The organism is Pelovirga sp. C15f, from assembly GCF_057178085.1.
Map to the genome: position 1 here is coordinate 408,053 of NZ_JBXUCV010000001.1, position 20,771 is coordinate 428,823.

At 50.1% G+C, this 20,771-nt stretch carries 22 protein-coding genes; 17 read left to right on the forward strand and 5 right to left on the reverse strand.

The window, feature by feature from the left end:
- Positions 1-23 precede the first annotated feature (23 nt).
- From AC1931_RS02010 to AC1931_RS02025, 4 genes are all read left to right on the forward strand, one after another.
- Positions 24-635 carry a YdcF family protein gene (locus tag AC1931_RS02010; RefSeq protein ID WP_483875554.1) on the forward strand — a complete coding sequence of 204 codons (612 nt, stop codon included), beginning with the start codon at positions 24-26 and terminating at the stop codon, positions 633-635.
- Positions 636-749: 114 nt separating this feature from the next.
- Positions 750-2,312, forward strand: a complete 1,563-nt coding sequence (gene xrtW / locus AC1931_RS02015) for an exosortase W (protein ID WP_483875555.1) — start codon at positions 750-752, stop codon at positions 2,310-2,312.
- A gap of 416 nt (positions 2,313-2,728) precedes the next feature.
- A complete protein-coding gene (locus tag AC1931_RS02020; RefSeq protein ID WP_483875556.1) occupies positions 2,729-3,229 on the forward strand; it encodes a PEP-CTERM sorting domain-containing protein in 501 nt (166 codons plus the stop codon).
- 240 nt (positions 3,230-3,469) lie between these two features.
- Entirely contained in the window at positions 3,470-4,834 is a 1,365-nt protein-coding gene (locus tag AC1931_RS02025; RefSeq protein WP_483875557.1) for an MBL fold metallo-hydrolase, read from the forward strand.
- A 248-nt stretch (positions 4,835-5,082) separates the two neighbouring features.
- Here the strand turns inward: AC1931_RS02025 and AC1931_RS02030 are convergent, their stop codons facing one another.
- Together AC1931_RS02030 and relB are read right to left on the reverse strand one after the other, a co-directional pair.
- Positions 5,083-5,355, reverse strand: coding sequence for a type II toxin-antitoxin system RelE family toxin (locus tag AC1931_RS02030; protein ID WP_483875558.1), 273 nt, complete (start codon positions 5,353-5,355; stop codon positions 5,083-5,085).
- On the reverse strand, positions 5,339-5,563 hold the full coding sequence (relB, locus tag AC1931_RS02035) for a type II toxin-antitoxin system RelB family antitoxin (protein ID WP_483875559.1): 225 nt from the start codon (positions 5,561-5,563) through the stop codon (positions 5,339-5,341). The genes AC1931_RS02030 and relB overlap by 17 nt, the downstream gene beginning before the upstream one ends.
- 274 nt (positions 5,564-5,837) lie before the next feature.
- On the opposite strand from relB, the gene AC1931_RS02040 reads away from it, so the two are divergent.
- The 8 genes from AC1931_RS02040 (at position 5,838) to AC1931_RS02075 (ending at position 12,519) form a co-directional block, all read left to right on the forward strand.
- Positions 5,838-7,175 (forward strand): UDP-glucose dehydrogenase family protein, encoded by a 1,338-nt coding sequence (locus AC1931_RS02040; RefSeq protein WP_483875560.1) that lies wholly within the window; start codon positions 5,838-5,840, stop codon positions 7,173-7,175.
- Between the two features lie 88 nt (positions 7,176-7,263).
- Entirely contained in the window at positions 7,264-7,500 is a 237-nt protein-coding gene (locus AC1931_RS02045) for a transposase (protein WP_483875561.1), read from the forward strand.
- A 12-nt stretch (positions 7,501-7,512) separates the two neighbouring features.
- Positions 7,513-7,803, forward strand: a complete 291-nt coding sequence (locus AC1931_RS02050; RefSeq protein ID WP_483875562.1) for a transposase — start codon at positions 7,513-7,515, stop codon at positions 7,801-7,803.
- Between the two features lie 49 nt (positions 7,804-7,852).
- On the forward strand, positions 7,853-8,731 hold the full coding sequence (locus AC1931_RS02055) for a YicC/YloC family endoribonuclease (RefSeq protein ID WP_483875563.1): 879 nt from the start codon (positions 7,853-7,855) through the stop codon (positions 8,729-8,731).
- Positions 8,724-9,341: a guanylate kinase gene (gene gmk, locus AC1931_RS02060; RefSeq protein WP_483875564.1), complete on the forward strand. Its 618-nt coding sequence runs from the start codon at positions 8,724-8,726 to the stop codon at positions 9,339-9,341. The genes AC1931_RS02055 and gmk overlap by 8 nt, the downstream gene beginning before the upstream one ends.
- A gap of 149 nt (positions 9,342-9,490) precedes the next feature.
- Complete coding sequence (gene rpoZ, locus AC1931_RS02065; RefSeq protein WP_483875565.1) at positions 9,491-9,697, forward strand: DNA-directed RNA polymerase subunit omega; 207 nt, start codon at positions 9,491-9,493, stop codon at positions 9,695-9,697.
- Between the two features lie 94 nt (positions 9,698-9,791).
- Entirely contained in the window at positions 9,792-11,942 is a 2,151-nt protein-coding gene (locus AC1931_RS02070) for a RelA/SpoT family protein (RefSeq protein ID WP_483875566.1), read from the forward strand.
- A 172-nt stretch (positions 11,943-12,114) separates the two neighbouring features.
- A complete protein-coding gene (locus tag AC1931_RS02075) occupies positions 12,115-12,519 on the forward strand; it encodes a RidA family protein (RefSeq protein ID WP_483875567.1) in 405 nt (134 codons plus the stop codon).
- A gap of 68 nt (positions 12,520-12,587) precedes the next feature.
- Here AC1931_RS02075 and rpmB read toward each other — a convergent pair whose 3' ends face one another.
- The 3 genes from rpmB to purM form a co-directional block, all read right to left on the reverse strand.
- Complete coding sequence (gene rpmB / locus AC1931_RS02080) at positions 12,588-12,779, reverse strand: 50S ribosomal protein L28 (RefSeq protein ID WP_483875568.1); 192 nt, start codon at positions 12,777-12,779, stop codon at positions 12,588-12,590.
- 118 nt (positions 12,780-12,897) lie between these two features.
- Positions 12,898-13,554: a phosphoribosylglycinamide formyltransferase gene (gene purN / locus AC1931_RS02085; protein WP_483875569.1), complete on the reverse strand. Its 657-nt coding sequence runs from the start codon at positions 13,552-13,554 to the stop codon at positions 12,898-12,900.
- A gap of 15 nt (positions 13,555-13,569) precedes the next feature.
- Positions 13,570-14,613 (reverse strand): phosphoribosylformylglycinamidine cyclo-ligase, encoded by a 1,044-nt coding sequence (purM, locus tag AC1931_RS02090; RefSeq protein WP_483875570.1) that lies wholly within the window; start codon positions 14,611-14,613, stop codon positions 13,570-13,572.
- 232 nt (positions 14,614-14,845) lie between these two features.
- On the opposite strand from purM, the gene rimI reads away from it, so the two are divergent.
- The 5 genes from rimI to AC1931_RS02115 all read left to right on the forward strand — a co-directional run bounded on the left by rimI (position 14,846) and on the right by AC1931_RS02115 (position 20,753).
- Positions 14,846-15,322, forward strand: coding sequence for a ribosomal protein S18-alanine N-acetyltransferase (rimI, locus tag AC1931_RS02095; RefSeq protein WP_483875571.1), 477 nt, complete (start codon positions 14,846-14,848; stop codon positions 15,320-15,322).
- Positions 15,319-16,194 carry a dihydroorotate dehydrogenase electron transfer subunit gene (locus AC1931_RS02100; protein ID WP_483875572.1) on the forward strand — a complete coding sequence of 292 codons (876 nt, stop codon included), beginning with the start codon at positions 15,319-15,321 and terminating at the stop codon, positions 16,192-16,194. The genes rimI and AC1931_RS02100 overlap by 4 nt, the downstream gene beginning before the upstream one ends.
- Positions 16,191-17,129, forward strand: a complete 939-nt coding sequence (locus AC1931_RS02105; RefSeq protein WP_483875573.1) for a dihydroorotate dehydrogenase — start codon at positions 16,191-16,193, stop codon at positions 17,127-17,129. Before AC1931_RS02100 ends, AC1931_RS02105 begins: the two co-directional genes overlap by 4 nt.
- Before the next feature lie 166 nt (positions 17,130-17,295).
- Positions 17,296-19,995, forward strand: coding sequence for a CBS domain-containing protein (locus tag AC1931_RS02110; RefSeq protein WP_483875574.1), 2,700 nt, complete (start codon positions 17,296-17,298; stop codon positions 19,993-19,995).
- Between the two features lie 71 nt (positions 19,996-20,066).
- Positions 20,067-20,753 (forward strand): site-2 protease family protein, encoded by a 687-nt coding sequence (locus AC1931_RS02115; protein WP_483875575.1) that lies wholly within the window; start codon positions 20,067-20,069, stop codon positions 20,751-20,753.
- The last annotated feature ends 18 nt before the right edge of the window (positions 20,754-20,771 follow it).

Here is a 20,771-nt window from a genome sequence, read left to right on the forward strand (position 1 = left end):
CGATGTTACGAGTTGCTACTAAGATGCTGATTGGATGTTTTGCCGTAATACTGGTTGTGGTGGTTGTGCTCTGGAACAAGCCGGAGTTTCTCGAAAAGGTTGTCGTGGCCGAACAGAGTCTGTTTCAGGCCGATGCCCTGGTACTGATGGCCGGGGGGAGTCGCTATCAGCGCCTGCCGGCCGTCGTCGAACTGTATGAGGATGGTGTTGCACCGCGTATTTTCCTCACGAATGATGGTGTAATTGGTAGATGGTCTGAGAAACATCAGAGAAATTTGTATCATGTGGAGTGGGCAAGGGAATACCTGCTGGACCGTGAGGTTCCTGCTGAAGCGATAGAAATACTCGATTTTATCGAAAGTGGCAGTTATTTCGATGCCCTGAACACCAGGCATTTTGTCGATGAAGATAACACGATTCGTTCGTTACTGGTGGTGAGTTCCAATTATCACACGCGGCGAACCCTGTGGACCTTTGAACGGGTATTTGCCGGCACTGATGTGAAAGTGGGTGTTTATCCAATTCCGCGCAGTCCGGATGATAATCGCCGCTGGTTGATACGCAATGGTATGGAAACGATAAAATTGGGTTTTTATTGGCTGCGGTATGGGTTATTTGGGTGGATTGGGCACTAAGTAAAGAACTTGGAATTAGTTCTCGCAATGAAGCGACGAGCGCAACGTAAACCATTTAGTCGCAGATGAACGCGGATAAACGCAGATAGAACCCCAAAAATAAAATAAGGCATTATGACTACAAATACTGAATCTCATAACCAGCCCAATAAACGAACTTTCCCTGTTAAGGTCATATCTGCGTTTTTCTTGTTTGGCTGCGTTTTTCTTGTTCTTTACCTCGACACAATTATCCATATTGTTGGAACCTGGAACAGCAATGAGGGCGCTCACGGTCCCTTGATCGTTGCTGTCAGCCTGTACTTGATCTGGTTGAAAAAAGACGATTTCAAAACCCTGCCCGGATATCCCGTTGTCTCCTGGGGAGGGCTTCTTGCTGCAGCGGGATGTTTCATGCTGTTTGCCGGCAAGCTCAGCAACACCATGTTGCTTCAGCAAATTTCCATGGTTCCTTTGTTGCTGGGCATGATTCTACTGCTAAAGGGGTGGTCATTTTTTAGAGCGTTGTTCCTTCCTGTTGTTTATTTGATATTTGTTACCGGCTTTGTCGAAACCCTGCTTTCAAACCTTGCTATTTATTTACAACACGCTTCAGCCTGGATTGCAGTTCAATTGTTTAAGCTGATTGGTATGCCGGTTGTTCTTACCGGGGTTATCATCGATCTGCCACATATTTCCCTTGAAGTCGTCAGGGCCTGCAGCGGTGTCAGCCATCTGGTAGCTATCATGGCTTTATCTGTTCCCCTTGGGATCATGAGCAAACTACCCCCGGTGCGTAAGGTTTTCCTCGTTATGGCAAGCTTTGTGATCGGCTTGTTTGCTAACGGATTCCGGATTTTTCTGATCGGTGTTTATGCCCTCTATAACGAAGGTGCCGATCTGCATGGTCCGAATGAGACCCTGGCAGTCAGTGTGATCTTCTTTTTTGGGATGATTCTCCTGGTGATTCTCAATCACTTTCTCAGGCCAAAAACCAAGGGTCAATCTGAAGTTCAACAAGAGATTGAAATCAGTGCTGAAGTTGCCGTACCAAAGGTACGAATCGATAAAGCTGATGTTCCCAGCTTCCGTAACGCCTGGATAATTGCCGTCATGCTTTTTGTCGTGACGTTGGGATTTGTGCAGTTTTACAAGGTAGCACCGGTGACCTTGAAAACTCCACTTTCACAATTTAACGCTAACATTGGCAACTTTTCCGGACAACCGCTGCATTCGGTTGAGGAAAGACTCAGACCTTTTCCGGCAGATGATGAGTTGATGAGATCCTATGTCGCCCCGGAACATCGGGTAGATGTTTATATCGGTTATTTTTCACAACAGAGTAGAGAACGAAAGCTGATTGATTATCGGCGGGGATGGATGCATGAAGAAGAGCAGCCGGTTTCCATTGAAATATCTGAAGGGTCTGTAACCATTAATCATACACGAGTGCGTGACCGTTTTAATCCGTCCGGTATTTATTTCTGGTACATCATGGATGACCACATCATTACAAGCCAGTATGTCGGAAAATTTTACACTTTCTGGAATGGCCTGATCAAACGGCGAACGAATGGTGCTGTGGTGGTGGTGGAAACACGACACAGCGAAGAAGAAGTGATGCCGTTTTTGAAGGAGCTGGTACCGCTGGTGAGGGACTTTATGGAGAAGGGAATATCAATAAGTGGTGAGCAGTAAACAGATTAATATTACAGCGGAGCGTCTCTTAGAATATTACAATATAACCTCGGGGCCCATCGATGTCCTAAAATTAAAGGTAATAATGATGTGATAAGGACGAAAGGCTGAATAATGAATTCATCATGTATTAAAACTTAAATACATACTAATTCTACATTCTGAACTCTTAATTAAGCTTTACATAGTTATACGCCACTCATTTACACCGCTACCGTTCAGTAATATTTTTTACAACTCTTGATTATTTTACTAAAGAAACAGCAATGTTGCCTGTCGATAAACTTTACACCTAGGCTTTTCAAAAAAGAAAACCTAATGATTTTATATGTCTGGGGTCTTGGCCTGGTATTTGCTTTTTGTTGATATTGAATCTCATTGGATCAAAACCCGTTTTATTGAAAAGGAGAGGATCAATGAAAAAGTTATTGTTGGTAATTCTGATGCTCGTATTGTTACCTTTAGCCAGTCAGGCCGCCCCCATATTAGATGCTGGCTGGTCAAGTGACCAGTATGCTTCATCTACTGCCCCTTCTGCAGGGTCTCCTTATGTTTTTGAATTAACTGGGCCAGCAATTTTCAGTATAATTGACTGTTGTATTGTTGGTGACGTAATGCAGGTTTTTGATTATGGTGTTGAAATATTAACTACGACGTTTGATGCATTTGCTACAGGATTTGATTTTGATACTAGTCAAGATAGCGCCTGGATGGGTACTTCCTATAGTAAAGGTCAAGTTTTGCTTACTGCCGGGCTACATTCTCTTGAAATATACGGGGATGGATCTGGTGGTTTGCCTGCCGGTTTCTATTCCAGACTAGATTCAGCACCTGTCCCCGAGCCCGCCACTCTGCTGCTTTTTGGTACGGGTCTGGCTGGTCTGGCACTGTATCGTCGTCGGAGCATGAATAAATAGTTTTATAGTAAAATATCAGCATGCTAAAAAAACCCGGCACCTTCATAGGTGTCGGGTTTTTTTTGTGATTGTCGAAAAAGTTTACACAAGAAAAAATGAGTGAAAAGTGGTAAACAGTGAACCGTGAACAGTAAGCAGAAGACCGCTCACGGCTCACCGTTCACTGCTCACTTTTATCAACCAAAGATTCCACAACGTGGCTCATGCCACTTTATCGTCAATTTCAGGAGGGGGGATGCAATGACTGAATATCCACAGCTAAAATTTCACGGCGGCACCACCGGGGTTACCGGCTCCTGTTATGAACTGCAGGGGGCGGATGACACCGGAATTCTGATCGATTGCGGTCTGTTTCAGGGAGCGGACGAACGGCCGCTGGAGATTGATTTTCCTGTCGATCACATCAAGGCGCTGCTGGTCACTCATGTCCATATTGATCATGTCGGGCGGATCCCTTACCTGTTGGCGGCCGGTTTTTCCGGCCCTATTTATTGTTCGGAAGCATCGGCTCATCTGTTGCCGCTGGTGCTTGAGGATGCGGTCAAGATTGGCTTTACCAGGGACAAACGCCTGGTAGGGCGCTTTTTGAAGTTGATTGAAGAACGGGTAATACCTGTCCCTTTCGGCAAGTGGGTCGAGGTTGTCGGCACTGATATCAGGGCGAAGTTCAAACGCGCCGGCCATATTCTGGGGTCGGCGTATATCGAATGTGATGTTGCGGGGCGTCGAGTCCTCTTCTCCGGTGACCTGGGGGCACCCTACGCGCCGCTGTTGCCGGCACCGGTTTCACCCTATCGCGCAGATGTTGTTGTTCTGGAAAGTACTTACGGGGATCGACTGCATTCCGGCCGCCGGCAACGTCGCCAATTGTTACGTCAGGTGATTAAACGGGCGCTGACGGATCGTGGTGTTATTCTTGTTCCGGCTTTCAGTATCGGCAGAACGCAGGAATTGCTTTACGAACTGGAAGATCTGATCTTTCGCTTTCGCCGGGAGGAGGTAACCGCCGGCATGACCTGGGACGATCTGGAAATTATCGTCGATTCCCCTCTGGCGAGTCGTTTCACCAGTGTTTATCGGCAACTCAAGAATTTATGGGATGTGGAAAGCTCTCGCAAGGTCGGAGCGGGGCGGCATCCCCTGTCATTTGAGCAGTTGATCACCATCGACTCCCATCAGGATCATCTCCACACGGTTGAATATCTGCAGCACACAGCGCGTCCTGCCATTGTGATTGCCGGCAGCGGAATGTGCAGTGGCGGGCGCATCGTCGCGTATCTCAAAGCGTTGCTGGGCGATACGCGCACCGATGTTCTTTTTGTCGGCTATCAGGCTGAAGGCACACCGGGCCGGGCTATCCAGACCTATGGCCCCGATGGTGGCTATGTGATTCTGGATGGCCAGCGTTATGATATTAAAGCGCAGATTCATACCTTGAGCGGCTATTCCGCTCATGCCGATCAGCGTAACCTGGTCAACTTTATCAAACGCATGCGCCATCTGCCGGAGACGATTTATCTGGTTCATGGTGATACGGACGCCAAGGTGGCGTTGCAGACGGAATTGCAGAAGTTGTCGGAGGGGATGGAGATTGTAATTCCGTGAAAAATCATTACTCACACGGAGCCACGAAGATCACGGAGAAATCTATTAGCCGCAGATAAACGCAGATGAACGCGGATAGGGTCAACGGCAAAATCCTTTTTTTGGTTTAAAACTCCAAGGTCTTGTCTGTGTATTTAACTTTACCGCGACAATTGTTTTTAGGTTAAATATTTAAAATCACTGGTTATAAGGTCTTATCTGCGTAACATCTGTGTATGTCTGCGGTTGAAACTGAACCGTAAAAAAAACTAATGATCTTCGTAAGTTTGACGCCGATGGCCAACACGCAAGACAAGAACGGTCAACTCATTATCGTTGATTGAGCAAATAATTCTATAGTTTCCGACACGATATTTCCATAGACCGGAGAGGTTGGCTCGAAGAGCTTGTCCGAAGTTGCGGGGATCATCGCTAACGGCGATCCGGTTGCGCAGATAGCGGAGAATATTTTTCTGTGCCTGTTTGTCCAGCTTGCTTAGTTCTTTGAATGCCGAGTCTTCAAAATTAATCTGCCAGGCCAAGATCGCGCTCCACTTCGGCTAATGATTTGACCCGGCTTTTTCCGGCACGAATATCTTCCAGACGTTTTTCCGCCAGATAGATGTCCTCTAATTGTTCCAGCGAGCGTTCGATTGCTTCACGTACGTAAAAACTCTTGGGGCGATGAGTTTCTTTGGCGAGGGTATCGAGGCGTTTTTCCACCTCGGGTGATAATCTTATACTTAACATGGCGCGCCTCCTGTCATATTTGTAATACATGTACCACAGCAACATGGTTTGGTCAAGTTGCAGTTGCTAAGAAGTATTCCTTTACTGCTCACTGTTTACCGCTCACGGGTCACAGTTTTCAACAAACGACCAGTGACATCGCGAAGCGATGGACTAATAACGCCGCGCTAGCGGTCGTATTTTCTTCACTTTAATGCTAATGCACTGTATCCTTCCAGCTGTTTTTGCAGAGTATCCAAGGATAGCTACTAATTTATAAATACGAGGGATTTTCATGAAATTGACGGTTATTGGTACCGGTTATGTCGGCCTGGTCAGTGGCGCCTGTTTTGCCGAAATGGGCAATCAGGTCTATTGTGTCGATATCGATCAGGAAAAGATTGAGGGGCTGAAAAAAGGGAAACTACCGATTTACGAGCCGGGGTTGGATGCGCTGGTTGCCGGCAACCAGCATGAGGGAAGGTTACATTTTTCCAGCAATCTGACGGAAGCGATGGAGGATTGCAGCCTTTATTTTATTGCTGTAGGCACGCCGCCGGGGGAAGACGGGTCAGCTGATCTTCAATATGTGCTAGCGGTGGCTAAAGAGATCGGTTCGTTGCTGACAGATTATGCTGTTATCGTCAATAAATCGACGGTGCCGGTTGGTACAGCGGATAAGGTGCGTGAAGCGGTTCAGCAGCAACTGGATCAGCGCGGTCTTGATCTTGACTTTGATGTCGTCAGCAACCCGGAGTTTTTAAAAGAGGGGGCAGCTATTGATGACTTCATGAAGCCCGACCGGATTGTTGTCGGCAGCAACAGTGCGCGGGCCCGTGATTTGATGCGCCAATTATACGCACCTTTTAATCGCAATCATGAGCGCACCATTTATATGGGCGTGCGCGATGCGGAAATGACCAAATATGCAGCAAACTCGATGCTGGCAACAAAAATCTCTTTTATTAACGAGATGGCCGGTTTGTGTGAATTGATGGGTGTTGATGTTGAAAATGTCCGGCGCGGAATCGGTTCGGATAGCCGTATCGGTTTTTCTTTTATTTATCCCGGCTGCGGTTACGGTGGTTCTTGTTTTCCCAAGGATGTGCAGGCATTGATCCGCATGGCTCAGCAGGTTGATTTTGAGCCGCAGGTGCTCCAGTCGGTGGAAGAACGCAATCAGTTTCAAAAAGGGTGGTTCGGACGTCAGCTCCGACGGCACTTTGGTGATGATCTGTCCGGTTTAAGCTTCGGGGTCTGGGGGCTTGCTTTCAAACCGGGTACCGATGATATGCGTGAGTCTTCCGCCAAAGTGCTGATTGCCGATCTGATTGCCGCCGGCGCCAGGGTTCTGGCCTATGATCCGGTGGCAATGGAAACCGCCGCTCGTGAGCTGCCGTCCGAGTGGTTCGCCTCGGGGCAGTTGCGTCTGGTGGATCATCAATATCAGGCCCTCGAAGATGTTGATGCCATGCTGCTGGTGACCGAGTGGAAACCGTTCCGAAATCCCGATCTTGATGCCATGCGCCGTATTATGAAGCAGCAGCTAGTTTTTGATGGGCGCAATCAGTATGATCCAGCGGTCATTCGGGGCGCCGGATTTGGGTATGTGGGGGTCGGGCGTTTGGTGTAACTTGCTAAAGCAGGGCGCGATGAATCGCGCCCCTACGGCGGGGGGAATGGTATACAATGCGGAGGTCCATCGCCGACGGTCTGTCCGTTTGCGTGATTATGATTATTCCCATGCGGGCGCATATTTTGTGACAATCTGTGCCTGGCAACGGGAATGTTTGTTTGGTGAGGTGGTAGATGGGGGGATACGATTGAGCGCGTTCGGTGAAATCGTTCAGGAAGAATGGCAACGAATATCAGCGCATTTTTCAGGTGTTGATGTTGATCAATGCGTCATTATGCCGAATCATTTTCATGGAATTGTATCAATCGTAGGGGCGGGGTGACCCCGCCCCGGTTTGGCACGAAACGTTGTAAAAAACCAGATAAACAATTGCGGGGAGGAAAACCAGGGCGGGGAGACCCCGCCCCTACGGGTGGCGACGTTGGGGCAGATCGTTGGTTATTTTAAATATCAATCCACCAAACACATCAACCAATTACGCAACAACCCCTGTGCTCCGGTTTGGCAACGCAATTATTACGAACGGGTCATCCGTGACGAGGTGGAATTGCATTCCATCCGTCAATATATTATCGATAATCCGATAAAATGGCCCGAAGATGAAAACCACCCATTACAGTTATAATTGTAGGGGCGGGGTAACCCCGCCCTGTTTTTTCGATGAAGGAAACCAGATGATCAAAAGTATGACCGGGTATGGGCGCGGGCAGTCGCAACGGGACAATTTGTCTTTTACCGTTGAGATCAAGGCGGTTAATCATCGTTATGCCGATATCAATATCAAGGCCCCGCGGCTGGTAACCCCCTTTGAGTCGCAGATTAAAAAACAGGTTGGCGAGTTCCTCAAGCGCGGTAAAATTGATATTTATATCACCCAGAATAACAACTCCCAGGCAACGGTCAGGCCGGTTGTCAACAAAAACCTGGCTGCAGCTTACCTGGAAGCATTGCAGGATATTCGCGATCTTAAGGGGGTTGTCGGAGAGGTTCCTCTGGAATATCTGGCATCTCTGCCGGATGTCGTCAGACTTGATGATGTATCGGTGGTGGAAGAGGAAATACTGTCTTGTCTGGAAACGGCGGTAGCAGAGGCTCTCGATGTCATTGTCAGCATGCGCTGTGCCGAGGGTGCGGCAACCGCTGTCGATATGACAGAGCGACTGGGGTTGCTCAGGGAGATGCTTACAGGTATTGAATCTCAGGCTGCGACGGTGCCGCTGGAGTGGCAACGTAAATTAACCGAACGCTTGACACGGCTGCAGAACGGTGCGGAAATGGATCCGCAGCGGGTTGCTCAGGAAGTTGCTGTTTTTGCCGATCGCTGTGATATCAGTGAAGAGCTGGTGCGTTTTCGTAGTCACCTTGACCAGTTCAGTGAGCTGATAAGTCATGCTGAACCCGTCGGCAGACAGCTGGATTTTCTGGTTCAGGAACTTAACCGTGAAGCCAATACCATGGGATCTAAATCGAACGATGCGACCCTGACCCGTTATGTGGTTGGTCTGAAGTCTGAACTCGAAAAAATCAGGGAACAGGTACAGAACATTGAGTAATGAAGGCCAGCATGAAGGTATTCTGTTTGTTGTGTCGGCCCCATCAGGTGCCGGAAAAACCTCCTTATGCCGCGAACTCATTGACTCTTTCCCGGAAATAGGGCAGTCTGTCTCGTTTACAACACGCTCCATGCGCAACGGTGAGCGAGACGGGGTCGATTATCACTTTGTTGATCCTTCAGTTTTTTTGCAGATGACTGAAAACCGACAGTTTGCCGAATGGGCCGAAGTTCACGGCAATCTATACGGTACCGCGGTTAAAACCCTGGAACAGGCCGCTGATCAGGGGATCGATCTGCTGCTTGATATTGACTACCAGGGCGCAGCCCAGTTAAAAAAGAATTGTAAACACGGGGTATTTATCTTTGTTCTTCCTCCTGACCTGAGGGAGTTGGAGCGGCGTCTTCGATCTCGTGGCACTGATATTGATGAGGTGATCCGGCGGCGCCTTGAGGTGGCACGTCAGGAAATTGCCCAGGCAGTGTGGTATGATTATCTGGTCGTTAATGACGATCTCACCACTGCCGTTAACAAAATTAAAGCTATTGTTATGGCCGAGCGCTGTCGCAGTGAGCGCTCGGGAAAATTGTTACAACAGATTGTCAGGTGAGTAGGGGCGGGGTTGCCCCGCCCAGGGCACGGTTTGGCAGGGTTGCCCCGCCCAGGGCGCGGAAACCGCGCCCCTACACCAACCAAAAAACCCGATATTTTCAGGTCGGGTCAATATAATAAAGAAGACCATCACTTAAGGAGAAACACATGGCTCGTGTAACCGTAGAAGATTGCCTGGAAGTTATTCCCAATCGTTTTTTGTTAGCAATGGTAGCTGCCAAGCGCGCCAAGCAGTTGTATAAGGGCGGAGAACCGTTGATTGAAAACAAGGCCGATAATAAGAAGGTGGTTGTAGCCTTGCGTGAAATCGCCGCAAACCGGATTGAGTTTGATATCCCTGTGCGCAAAAATTAGCGTCAAGCTGAATGTTAAGAAGGTGGCTGACACCACTTATTCAAGACGATTCGGCTGGCAGGTAACTTTGGCCGGCGTCTGACCCGGTCCCGATATGCTGACACGAGACGCCGTTTATTCGCAGTTTTCCTGTTATTATCCCCAGGCCGATCGAACTCTGTTTGATCGGGCCTGTGCCTTGGCTGAGCACGCCCACCGACTGCAGAAAACTCCAGATGGTCGCGACTATCTTCAACACTCTCTTGAAGTAGCATCCATTCTGACCCGTCTTAAAGTTGACCAGACGACTATTCTGGTCGGTATTCTTCATGACCTTCTTGATACCCCTGACGCTTCTCGCACCGAGATAGAAAAACTCTTTGGCGTTGAGGTGTTTAAGCTGATTGAAACCGGACATAAGATCAGCAGCATTCCTTATCGTCAAAAAAACCGCCAGCAGGTTGAAAGTTTTCGCAAGATGTTTGTCGCCATGGCGCGTGATCTGCGCGTTGTTCTGGTGTATCTGGCTGATCGTTTGAGTGACATGCGTGCTATTCATTTTTGTGGACAAGCAAGAAAGGAAGCTTATTCGCGGGAGACCCTGGAGGTTTACGCGCCTTTGGCCAATCGTTTGGGAATCAGCTGGCTTAAGGCAGAACTTGAAGATATGTCCCTGCAGGTGCTTGAGCCGGAAAAGTACGCGGCCTTGACCCGTCGCATAACCACCCACAAGGAAAAACGCGGCGATTACATTGCCAGGGTCGGTGAGCAGATCCGCAAACTGCTGTCCGACAACCAGCTTGAAGGAGAAGTGACCGGCCGTTTCAAACATTTTTATTCAGTTTATCGGAAGATGGAGCGCACCGGTGTTGATCTGGATGAAATTTACGATCTGATTGCTTTTCGCGTGCTGGTTGATTCGGTGCGGGAATGCTACGAAGTGCTCGGTCTGATTCATGCGACCTGGAAGCCCATCTCTGGCCGTTTCAAAGATTATATCGCCATGCCCAAATCCAATATGTATCAGTCCCTTCATACGACCGTCCTCGGTCCATTCGGTGAGCGCATGGAGGTTCAGATTCGTACCCATCAGATGCACAGTATTGCTGAAGAAGGGATAGCCGCCCACTGGAAATACAAGGAAGGTGGGCCGGTTCCGGCGGTTGGTCGCGATGATCAACGTTTCAGCTGGCTACGCCAGGTGATGGAGTGGCAGCAGGATGTCAGTGATCATGCTGCTGAAGAGTCCTCCTTTATCGATCTGTTTCCGGAAGAAGTCTATGTATTTACCCCGCAGGGTGAAGTGAAGGAGTTACCCCATGGCTCCTCGCCGGTCGACTTTGCTTACGCAATTCATACCGATGTTGGTTCCCATTGTGTCGGTGCGCGCATTAACGGCAAGCTGTCGCCACTGAAAACCGAGCTGAAAAACGGTGATATCATAGAAGTGATGACCGCCAGCCATCAGACCCCTCGCAAGGATTGGCTGGCGTTTGTCAAAACATCCAAGGCGCGTAACAAAATTCGCCAGTGGGTCAAGGCTGAGCAGCGAGAAAAAAGTATCCTGATGGGACGCGAACTTTTGGAAAAGGCACTCCGAAAGCACCATCTCAGTCTTAAACGGGCATTGGCATCGGGCTTGTTGGAGCAAGGGGCAACAGAGTTTGGCTACCGGACAACAGATGACCTGTTCGCATCGGTTGGCTACGGAAAAACCTCTCCGGGCCAGGTTGTTTCGCATATTATTCCACGTGATGAAAAGGCTGTTGATGCCCAGCGATCGGCAGCGGACGATGTCCAGGATAAATCTTCAAAGCGCCCGTCCCAGAGCGCGATTCTGATTGGTGGTATCGACAACGTGATGGTACGCTTTGCCCATTGCTGCAACCCGTTGCCGGGGGAACCGGTTACCGGTTTTATTACCCGCGGACGCGGTCTTACTGTTCATGCCATCGATTGTCTGCAGGTTCAGACCAGTGATCCGGAGCGGCGGATTGACGTTGAGTGGGACATGCAGCGTAAAACCCTGCGCCCGGTTAAGATTCGCGTTGTCTGTGAGGACCAAAAAGGAATGCTGGTGGGGATCTCCGGGGCGATCAGTCAGGCCGACGCCAATATCGTCAGTGCAACGGTTCATGCTCGCGGCGATAAAAAGGGGAACAATCTGTTTGTGGTCGATGTTGAAAATCTTGAGCACCTGAACCGGGTTATCCGGGAGATAAAAAAGGTCAAGGGGGTTACGCGGGTTGACCGGCTCAAAAACTGATGGCGTCTCAACACCATGTCAATGGCTGCGTTGCTACAAATGACTTGCTGCATCGACGTACATAAGCAGGTCTCATTGCGCGACCTTTGCGCACCTTGCATGTAACACTTTTTGTATAGCCATCTGGTTTGAAGATTCTTTAGATGGCGTTATCAATTAAAAAGGGGAGCTTATGAATAAAAAAGTGATTTCAACAGAAGCAGCCCCGGCTGCCATTGGCCCTTACTCGCAGGCGATTCAGGCAGGTGATCTGCTGTTCTGTTCCGGTCAGATCCCCCTTGACCCGTTAACCGGGACAATGGTCGAAGGAGGCATTGAAGAACAAACGCGACAGGTGATGAAGAACCTGGGTGAGGTGTTAAAGGCGGTCGGTGCAGGTTATAACGATCTGGTTAAAACAACTATTTATCTGACTGACCTTGGTAATTTTTCCTTGGTTAATGACGTTTATGCCGGATTTCTGGGAAACTGGGTGCCGGCTCGGGTTACAGTAGAAGTGTCTGCATTGCCGAAGGGGGCATTGGTGGAAATTGATGGCATTGCCCGCCTGGAAAACTCATCGGGGAAACAACAATAGCACCACGACAAAAAGGGATGTCCGTTGCCGGTCATCCCTTTTGATTTGTAATACTAAAAAGGTGTGTATTAAACGACCTTTTGAACCTTGCCGGAACGGATACAGCGGGTGCAGACCTTCATGGTCTTGATGGAACCTTCGTGGTCAGCACGGACCTTCTGCAGGTTCGGATTCCACACCGTGCGGGTTTTGTTGTGTGCGTGACTGACGTTGTTTCCGGTAATCGGCTTCTTGCCGCAAATTTCACATTCTTTAGCCATCTGGTTATCCTCCTGAAAGTTTCGAACGCGATTACTTAACACAGATCAAGAAATGATGCAATTTTTTATACGCGCTATGATAAAAAAATGTGTAGGGGTGCGGTTTCCGCACCCAGGGCTATAAACCAGTCGGGTTGATAAGCGCACGGTTACAGCGAGCGCTGTTTGCGATGATCACTTTTCGACCGTCAATATTTACCCGACCTTCAGCCAGCCACTGAATCGCTTGCGGGTAGATGTGGTGTTCCTGCTCCAGAATCCGCTTTGCCAGGGTTGCCGCAGAATCTTCCGGGAAGATCGGTACAACCGCCTGAACGATGATGGGTCCGGTATCAACTCCTGCGTCAACAAAATGGACCGTACAACCTGAGAACCGCGCGCCATAATCAATCGCCTGTTGCTGGACGTTAAGACCGGGGAACGCAGGCAGCAGGGCTGGATGAATATTGATAATCCGGTGCGGAAAGGCTTTTAACATGACCGGGGTAATTATTCGCATGAAACCGGCCAGAACGACCAGATCTACGTCAGCTTGCAGCAAGGCATCTACCAGCGACTGATCGAATTCTTCTCGCGTGGGGTGATTGCGGTGGTTGATACACAGAGTATTGATGCCTGCCTTGCGTGCACGATCCAGGGCCCCGGCTCCAGGATTATTGCTGATCACCAGGGCGATGTCGACAGACAGCTTGCCGCTTTGCTGCTGATCAATGATCGATTGCAGGTTAGTGCCGCCGCCGGATGCCAGTACAGCTATGCGAAAGGGTTTTTTCACTGGATTTTTCCGTAGCTACAGGATGTCGACACGGGGCGCATCAGAATCAGCAATATGACCAATATGCCAGGCAGTTTCGCCAAGGGTTGACAGCCGCTTGAGGATATCATCGGTTTGCGCCGCAGCTACAATGAGGACCATGCCGATGCCGTAATTAAAAGTACGGTACATTTCTTCGAGAGGTACATGCCCACCTTGCCGCAGCAATTCAAAGATGGCCGGTTTGTCCCAGCTGTTACCGTTGAGCACGGCTTTACAATGTTGCGGCAGTACCCGCGGGATGTTTTCCAGCAGTCCGCCACCGGTGATATGGGCAATTCCTTTGAGCTGGACATCTTGAAGCAGATTGAGAATAGTTTTAACGTAGATTCGAGTCGGCGTAAGGAGCGTCTCGCCTAAGGGTCGATCAAGCCCCGAAGGAACTGCAGCAAGATCAAGCTTGAGCGATTCGAGCAGTATTTTACGGGCCAGGGAGTATCCGTTGGAATGGAGACCACTGGAAGCAATACCGATAATCTGATCGCCTGTGTTAATGGTCGATCCGTCAATGATACGGTCCTGATCAGCGACCCCAACTGCAAAGCCGGCGAGATCATATTCACCGCTTTTATACATGCCGGGCATTTCTGCTGTTTCTCCACCAAGCAAGGCACAGCCCGCCTGCTTACAGCCTTCGGTGACCCCCTTTATGACCTCGACCGCCTGCGCCTGGGTCAACTTTCCGGTGGCAAAGTAGTCGAGAAAAAACAGGGGCTCAGCGCCCTGAACAATGATATCGTTGACGCACATGGCGACCAGATCGATACCTACGGTTTCGTGCTGATTCATCATAAAGGCGAGCATCAGTTTGGTGCCGACACCATCGGTTGCCGCCACCAGTACCGGGCGCTGGTATTTTGCTGTATTCAATGCAAACAGGCCGCCAAACCCGCCGATATCGGTAACCACTTCCGGCCGCGTTGTTTGCTTGACCAACGGTTTTATCTGGTTGACAAATTCGTTCCCGGCCGCAATATCAACACCGGCATCCTTGTACGTGATGGGGGTTTTCTGGCTCATTTATCAGACTCCTTGCTTGAGACGCGCGGCATTACAGCATTACCGGCAAACCTTGTCAATTGGTATGGACGGTCAGAATACAGAAAAATTTGCAACGGTGAACAGTGAACAGACATTGCTTACTGCTTACCGCTTACTGTTCTCCTGATTGTAAACATTTTTCTGTATTCCGGTGCACAGCTTACTATATTCTACCAGCATTTGAGCCAGGGTAATTGGTCCGGGAGAGGTGATGATCGAGCAATTAATTATCAGGACGGCATCCCGTGAGGATATTGACGATATGCTGGTTCTTGAACAGTGCTGCTATCGTTTTCCCTGGAGTCGCCAACATTTTGTTGATGAACTTGAGAATCCGGTTGCGGTGATTGATGTGGCAGTTATTGGACAGAAGATCGTTGGTTATCTCTGCTCCTGGTTGATCTGCGGTGAACTGCAGATCCAGAATCTGGTGACATCACCGCACTATCGCCGCCGTGGTATTGGTCAGGCGTTGCTCAAACATGTTATTGAGCGTAGCCGGCAACAAGGGCTCCTGGCGGCCTGGCTGGAAGTGCGTGAAGACAATCAGGCGGCTATTAATCTTTATCTGGCTTGCGGCTTTAAGCTGCAGGGGCGCCGTAAAAAATATTATCAGGATGGTGAGGATGCTTTATTGTTTGGCAGAAATTTTGAGCTGAAGTCACCAGAATCAACGGAGAAACTATGAAAAACCACAAGACCATTGTTCTGTCCAACCAGGAAATTTCGCCGGGCTATTTCCGTATGCGGATTCTGGCGCCGGACTATTCCCGTTTAGCCCAGCCGGGGCAGTTTGTCATGTTTCGCGTGCAGCGTGCCTTACTGCCCTTGTTGCGTCGTCCTTTTGGAATCTTTCGCGCCGGCTTCATGCCGGCCGATTGCGATACCATGCCACCCAGAGAATTTATCGAGATCATCTACAAGGTAGTCGGTAGTGGCACCGAGATCATGCAGGGGCTGCACTATGGTGATCCTGTTGAACTGCTTGGCCCTTTGGGCACCGGGTTCGACTTGAACCTGACCTCTGGCGACAGCATTCTGGTTGGTGGTGGTATTGGACTGGTTCCACTGTACATGCTTGCCGAGAGTATTGCTGATCCATCAAGGGCGGAAGTACTGATCGGTGGCCGCTGCCGCGATGACATCATCACGGTGACGGAGTTCGAACGCCTGGGTGTGAAAACTTTTGTGTCAACTGAAGACGGCAGCCTGGGTGATATGGGTCTGGTGACTCATGTGCTGGAACAACGGCTGGAACTAAAGCCAATGGCAAAGGTTTTTGCATGTGGCCCGATGCCGATGATCCGGGCGGTAGAAAAAATCTGTCGCAGCAAAGGGGTTCAGCTCCAGGTGTCCATGGAAGAGTTGATGGCTTGTGGTGTCGGTGCCTGTCTGGGTTGTGTGGTCAAAGGGGAGGGGCACACAATCGAAAAACCCAGCTATCTTTGTACCTGCACAGTGGGCCCTGTCTTCAATGCCGGTGATCTGGCCTGGGACGACCATCAAGGCGGCGGTAATGATTTCGGCGGCGAAGGTTGTGAATGTGGAGCGAAACAATGAAAAGAAGAGAAAAAATCGTAAAAAGCATCAATCTGCAGGTGGATATCGCCGGTATAACCTTGAAGAATCCGATCATGCCCGCGTCCGGCACCTTTGGCTATGGGGAGGAATATGCTCCCTATCTGGACCTGAATTCCCTCGGGGCCATTGTTACCAAAGGGCTTTCATTGAATCCTAAAGCCGGCAACAATACCCCGAGAGTGTGTGAAACTGTGGGTGGTATGCTTAACGCGATTGGCCTGCAGAATGTTGGTATCGAACAATTCATCTATCAAAAGATGCCATTTTTAAAGCAGTTTGACACCCCGGTTATTGTTAACTTTTTCGGCAACACCCAGGAAGAGTACGGCGAGGTCGCCGCCCGGCTTGATGAATTACCCGGGGTCGCTGGTCTTGAGATGAATATTTCCTGCCCTAATGTTAAGCACGGCGGAATCGTTTTCGGCACTGACCCTAAAGCTGCTTTTGCAACCGTTGCAACTGTACGTAAAAAAACCAGCAAGCCGCTGATTGTCAAGCTGACACCCAACGTGACCGATATTCAGGTTACCGCCCGAGCGGTTGAGGATGCCGGTGCCGATGCGATCAGTTTGATCAATACCCTCACCGGGATGGCGGTGGATGTGAAAACCCGGCGGCCGCGACTGGCAAACACCATCGGTGGCTTGTCCGGCCCGGCTATCCGTCCCATCGCAGTGCGCCTGGTGCACCAGGTAGTACAGGTGGTGAAGATTCCCGTTATCGGTATTGGTGGCATTTCCCGGGCCATGGACGCCCTTGAATTTCTGATTGTCGGGGCAACGGCCGTGCAGGTTGGTACCGCCAATTTTGTCGACCCCAATGCCATGGCGACTATTATTGCGGATCTGAAAACCTTCTGCCTGGAAGAAGGAGTCGATGATATCAATGAACTGATTGGGTCATTGAAGGCTTGATGTGTCTGTCTGGCATCGGGCCGGAGGTCCTATGCCAAGGGACGCTTTACGCCGTCCATGGCCGCTTGCCTGTCGCCGTCCATGACGACAGGCACCCCTGTCACAAGCCCACCGACCCGGTGCTAAAGATGAAGCTTGATATTTATGGTGTGTTAAAGGTTCTGGTATGGATGTCATAGCAACCCACATCAACGCTGATTTCGATTGTCTTGGCTCGATGATCGCCGCTAAGCGTTTGTATCCCGATGCGATACTGGTTTTTCCCGGTGGTCAGGAACGTGGACTACGGCATTTTCTACTGGAAAGTTCCCTCTATGCTTATGACATCAAACGCCCGAAAGACATCGATCTAAATAAAATCAAGCGCTTGATTCTGGTGGATGTGCGCAGCGCCCTGCGGATTGGCCCTCTGGCTGACGTTGCCCGCCGTTCTGATATTGAACTCCATATCTACGATCATCATCCTCGTGACGAAAACAGCTTGCAGGGCACCTTCGAAATGATTCGCGATGTTGGCGCCACCACGACGATCCTCACTGAGATGTTCATTGAGCGCGACATCACTCCGAGTGCCGATGAGGCGACCATGATGATGCTTGGACTTTTTGAGGACACCGGGCATCTGCTGTTTTCAAGTACTACTCCCGATGATTTCCGGGCCGCAGCCTATCTGCTCGAACAGGGTGCCAACCTCAATATGGTTGCTGATTTCCTGGTGCGTGAGATGACTCCGGAACAGGTTGAACTGCTCAGCGATCTGCTTAAATCGACAGAGCAAATCAATATCAACGGGGTTCAGGTTGCCGTTGCCAGCGCCTCAACCGACAGCTACAGCGGTGATATTTCAACCCTCGTCCACAAACTTAAAGACATTGAAAATCTCGATATTCTCATAGCCGTAGTGCGTATGGAAGATCGCGTTTTTATTATTGCCCGTTCGCGCGTACCGCAACTGCATGTCGGCGAATTATTGCGCGAGTTCGGTGGCGGCGGCCACGCTTTCGCCGCTTCGGCGACAGTGCGTGATAAACCTCTGGCACAGGTGCTTAAAGAGATTGAACAGCATCTGCCACGGTTTGTTCAATCCTACTGTGATGCCCAGCACTTGATGTCGCGCTCGGTGAAAAGCCTGCACCCTGGGGCGACAATACAACAGGCGCGCGAGCTGATGACACGTTATAACTTTAATGCTGTTCCCATTGTCCGGGACGATGGCAAAGTGGTTGGCATCTTAACTCGTCAGGTAGTAGAAAAAGCCGCCCATCATCGCCTGCACAAGCTGCCGGTGGCGGAAATCATGAACAGCGATTTTGAACAGGTTTCACCCACCGCTTCGTTGCAGGAATTGCAGCGGGTAATTGTCGAACATCAGCAGCGCAGTGTACCGGTGGTCGAACAGGGGAAACTGGTTGGTCTGGTGACTCGTACCGATCTGTTGCGCTACATGCTCGGCAATGCTACCGCTACTGAGGAAGGGGAGAGGCTAAACCTGGAACGGCGGGGTCTGCAGACGCGACGTAAAAATCTGGATCGCTATATTGCCACCCAGTTGCCACCCCGGGTGCGCAAACTGCTGCAGCAGCTAGGAGATGTTGCCGATGAATCCGGGGTCCGTGCCTATCTGGTTGGTGGTTTTGTCAGAGATCTGCTGTTACGGCAAAAAAATCTTGATATCGACGTGGTGATAGAAGGGGATGGTATTGCTTTTGCCAGGGCCTTTGCTGTCAAGGCAGCGTGCCGGATCCGTGCACATGACAAATTCGGTACTGCTGTGATCATTTTTCCTGATGGTTTCAAGGTCGATGTTGCCAGTGCGCGGATCGAATATTACGATCGTCCGGCGACCCTGCCGCAGGTTGAGGATGCCTCGATCCGCCACGATCTTTACCGCCGTGATTTTACCATCAACACCCTGACGGTCGCTCTGAATCCTGATAATTTTGGAGTGGTTCTTGATTTTTATGGTGGTCAGCGTGATCTGCGCGATAAATCGATTCGGGTACTGCATAACTTGAGTTTCATTGAGGATCCGACCCGGCTTTATCGAGCTGTGCGTTTTGAGCAGCGCTTGAATTTTCATATTGGTCGCCAGACCGAACGCTTGATGCATAGTGCCGTTGATTTGAAAATGGTACGCAAGGTTGGTGGAGTTAGAATTTTAAACGAGTTAAAACATATTCTGAATGAAGCCCAGATTATTCCGGCATTTGAGCGTCTGAATCAATTCGGCCTGCTTCAGATTATTGATCCACGGATTGACTTTGATGCTGATGCCAAAAAGATTTTTAAAGCTGCTGAACAGGCAATCAGCTGGTATGAGTTGCTCTACACCGGGATGTCATGCCGGCGTTGGCTGGTCTTTTTAATCTGTCTGTTTGACCGGCTGCCGGCTGGCGGTTTGCGCAAGGTGAGCCGCTGGTTTGCCATGCGTCCGGATGAAAACGCTATTATTGTTGATGAACTGCCACAGGTTCTCCGTTTACAACGTAAAATTTCACGCCTGCTACGCCACCAACATCAGCCAACGAATAGTGATTTGTACCACTGGTTCACCCCTTTCGCGATAGAATCCCTGCTTTCGTTGATGGCGCGGACAGTAGAGGAACGTGGCCGTCAGTGGATTTCCCGCTATGTGACCGATCTGCGACGCGAACAAGTGCTCATCGATGGTCATGATCTGGTAGGTCTGGGCTTAACCCCGGGACCTGAATTTCAGACGATCTTCCGGCACCTTCTTGATGGTCGTCTGGATGGCCTGATCACGACCCGTGTCGACGAAATTGACTGGGTGCGTCAGCATGTTTCCGGTGCCGGCCGAAAAGTTGACCACAACAGTTCGGTTGACCCGAAACCACAAGTCAACTAGTATCTCGTATCCCTAGGAATCCTCAAGTCGGAAGCAGGGTTTAGGCCACTTCTCACGTTACAAAGGTGTTCATGGAAGCCGTTCTTTCAAAATTAGCCGTCATGCTGGTTCCGGCCTTGCTGGCGATCATGATGCACGAAGTGTCCCATGGCTACGTGGCCGAGCGCTTTGGTGATCCGACCGCACGCCTGTTGGGTCGTTTGAACCTGAACCCATTTAAGCATCTTGATCCCATCGGCAGTATTGCCGTTTTTATTTTTGGCTTCGGCTGGGCCAAGCCGGTTCCGGTTAATCCCTCTAACTTTCGGCGCCCGCGCAAGGATATGATCTGGGTGGCTCTGGCCGGCCCGCTGACCAATCTACTGCTGGCGCTGTTTTCAGCGCTATTGCTGCGAATTCTTGGTTGGTTCGACCCGGTTTCTCCCGGCGAAGCTGACCTGTTACTGCAGATGCTGACACCGCTGAAGATGATGGTTGCCTTCAGCCTTTATATCAATGTTCTTCTAGCGGTTTTCAACCTGTTGCCGGTTCCGCCCCTGGACGGTGGCCGGATACTGATGGGCTTTGTTCCCGATGTTTATGCGGCGCTGTTGTCACGGCTGGAGCCTTTTGGTCTGATTCTGATTGTTCTGCTGGTGTTCTTCACCAACTTTTGGTCATTGGTTCTGGCGCCGATCATCAATTTTCTGGTGCTGTTGATGGCAGGCAAGCAGACGGTGCTGGTTGAGCAGGCCATGCGGTTTCTGTTCGGCCATTAGTTTCTGATGCAAAAATCA

What these genes read in the sequence shown, in the direction of transcription:
- AC1931_RS02075 (WP_483875567.1), top strand. Translation starts at nt 12,115, where the DNA reads ATGAATAAAAAAGTGATTTCAACAGAAGCAGCCCCGGCTGCCATTGGC.
- AC1931_RS02040 (WP_483875560.1), top strand. Translation starts at nt 5,838, where the DNA reads ATGAAATTGACGGTTATTGGTACCGGTTATGTCGGCCTGGTCAGTGGC.
- AC1931_RS02055 (WP_483875563.1), top strand. Translation starts at nt 7,853, where the DNA reads ATGATCAAAAGTATGACCGGGTATGGGCGCGGGCAGTCGCAACGGGAC.
- AC1931_RS02110 (WP_483875574.1), top strand. Translation starts at nt 17,296, where the DNA reads ATGGATGTCATAGCAACCCACATCAACGCTGATTTCGATTGTCTTGGC.
- AC1931_RS02100 (WP_483875572.1), top strand. Translation starts at nt 15,319, where the DNA reads ATGAAAAACCACAAGACCATTGTTCTGTCCAACCAGGAAATTTCGCCG.
- purM (WP_483875570.1), bottom strand. Translation starts at nt 14,613, where the DNA reads ATGAGCCAGAAAACCCCCATCACGTACAAGGATGCCGGTGTTGATATT.
- relB (WP_483875559.1), bottom strand. Translation starts at nt 5,563, where the DNA reads ATGTTAAGTATAAGATTATCACCCGAGGTGGAAAAACGCCTCGATACC.
- AC1931_RS02010 (WP_483875554.1), top strand. Translation starts at nt 24, where the DNA reads ATGCTGATTGGATGTTTTGCCGTAATACTGGTTGTGGTGGTTGTGCTC.
- AC1931_RS02020 (WP_483875556.1), top strand. Translation starts at nt 2,729, where the DNA reads ATGAAAAAGTTATTGTTGGTAATTCTGATGCTCGTATTGTTACCTTTA.
- rpoZ (WP_483875565.1), top strand. Translation starts at nt 9,491, where the DNA reads ATGGCTCGTGTAACCGTAGAAGATTGCCTGGAAGTTATTCCCAATCGT.
- AC1931_RS02070 (WP_483875566.1), top strand. Translation starts at nt 9,792, where the DNA reads ATGCTGACACGAGACGCCGTTTATTCGCAGTTTTCCTGTTATTATCCC.
- AC1931_RS02115 (WP_483875575.1), top strand. Translation starts at nt 20,067, where the DNA reads ATGGAAGCCGTTCTTTCAAAATTAGCCGTCATGCTGGTTCCGGCCTTG.
- AC1931_RS02025 (WP_483875557.1), top strand. Translation starts at nt 3,470, where the DNA reads ATGACTGAATATCCACAGCTAAAATTTCACGGCGGCACCACCGGGGTT.
- xrtW (WP_483875555.1), top strand. Translation starts at nt 750, where the DNA reads ATGACTACAAATACTGAATCTCATAACCAGCCCAATAAACGAACTTTC.
- rimI (WP_483875571.1), top strand. Translation starts at nt 14,846, where the DNA reads ATGATCGAGCAATTAATTATCAGGACGGCATCCCGTGAGGATATTGAC.
- rpmB (WP_483875568.1), bottom strand. Translation starts at nt 12,779, where the DNA reads ATGGCTAAAGAATGTGAAATTTGCGGCAAGAAGCCGATTACCGGAAAC.
- AC1931_RS02105 (WP_483875573.1), top strand. Translation starts at nt 16,191, where the DNA reads ATGAAAAGAAGAGAAAAAATCGTAAAAAGCATCAATCTGCAGGTGGAT.